The sequence below is a fragment of the Legionella anisa genome (genome assembly GCF_001467525.1).
Lineage (GTDB): Bacteria > Pseudomonadota > Gammaproteobacteria > Legionellales > Legionellaceae > Legionella > Legionella anisa.
On record NZ_LNXS01000042.1, the window covers coordinates 82,566 to 84,346 of the forward strand.

Below are 1,781 nucleotides of genomic sequence, written 5' to 3' on the forward strand. Positions count from 1 at the left end.
TGGCTTAAGGGCTATTGCTGTTTTATCGGTAGTGGCTTTCCATGCTTTCCCTAAATGGATGAAAGGAGGATTTGTTGGCGTAGATATTTTTTTTGTAATTTCCGGCTTTTTGATTTCCACAATCATTTTTGAAGGTCTTGAAAAGAATAGTTTTAGTTTTGTGGATTTTTATAAAAAAAGAATCAAGCGTATATTTCCTGCATTGGTGTTTGTGCTGCTCTTTTGCTTAATATTAGGATGGTTCGCCTTATTTCCTCAGGAGTACAAACAACTGGGTAAGCACGTTATGGGGGGAGCGGGTTTCATATCTAATTTTATGCTTTGGCTTGAGACCGGGTATTTTGATAATGCAGCCGAAACCAAGCCTTTGTTGCATTTATGGAGTTTAGGTATAGAAGAGCAATTTTACATTATTTGGCCCTTTCTCGTTTGGTTTGTATGGAAAAAGCAATTAAATCTATTCGGAATCACAATAGGTATAGTGCTCATATCATTCCTCCTCAATGTAACAAAAGTCAGCTTTGATAGCACAGCTGCTTTTTATTCACCGCAAACCCGCTTTTGGGAGTTATTATGCGGAAGCTTATTAGCGTATATTGCTTTTTATAATATTGATTTTTTCAATAGAATAGGAAAGAAACTCGATGCAGCGCTTACCAAAGTTATTTATCGAAAAGCAGGGGGGACTAATGGAGCATTATTAAAAAATATTCTTTCCTTCTCTGGACTTCTCATCCTTATTTGTTGCTTCTATACTTTTTCAAAAGCTACGACTTTTCCTGGAGCTTTTGCTTTACTTCCCGTGCTGGGGGCTTTATTTCTCTTAGCAGGGAACACTTCATGGATAAATCGTGTCGTTCTGTCTAATCGTATTATGGTATGGTTTGGTTTAATTAGTTACCCACTCTATTTATGGCATTGGCCTTTACTCTCCTTTGCAAGAATTATGGAAGGGGATTTTCCTCATAAGACTATTCGATGGATGGCAGTTGTACTCTCCATTATTTTAGCCTGGATTACCTATAAATTAATCGAAAAACCCATACGGCATGGGCTTGGGCATGATAGGACCAAGGTAGTTTTTCTTGTCAGTTTCATGTCCATTATGGCGAGTTTCGGTTTCTACATAGTAAAAAATAACGGCTTGGATTTTAGGATTAAAAATCTAAACGATTTAAACAGTGTAAATGCTATTGTTAGTCTTCCTATCCTTCCGATAGAACCAGCATGGGGATGTGCATCGAAAGTTCCTGAGTTCAAGAATTTTAAATTTCTTAATGACGGTACTTGTAATTTAACTAAAAATGAAGAGCCAGATATCATGTTTGTTGGTGATTCTCATATTTGGCATTATCAAAACGCATTATGGAAGCAATTTCCTTCGCAATCGGTTTTAATGCTTGTATCAAGCTCCTGCCTGCCCTTTTCCACTAATGATTTTTTAAAGGGGGAATGTAGAAAAAAATACGATGAAGTACTTGCAGTTTTGGAGACGAACAAATCCATCAAAACCGTAGTTTTAGGAGGTAATTGGGCTTATTTGATGAGCGGAGGTTTTGATAAAGTAGAAACTAACTGGCGTACGATAAAAGCGTTAGATCCGGAAAAAGCTAAAAGTTTTCTAGAAAATGGGCGCTATTTTTTTACCAGAGCGCTTAAGGGAAATAAGAAAATTATTTTTATAAAGGATATACCTGATTTAGATTTCAATGTAAGCACATGTTTTAAATCAAGACCGCTTCAGCTGCCTCATAAAGAGACTATCAATAAAGAGTGTTCTA

1 protein-coding gene is annotated in these 1,781 nt (G+C 36.5%); it reads left to right on the forward strand.

Translation table 11 applies throughout. The annotated features are described in order from the left end of the window. Window positions 1–1,781 (forward strand): acyltransferase family protein (locus Lani_RS13725; protein WP_156415166.1); only part of this gene is annotated, 1,781 nt, incomplete at both ends.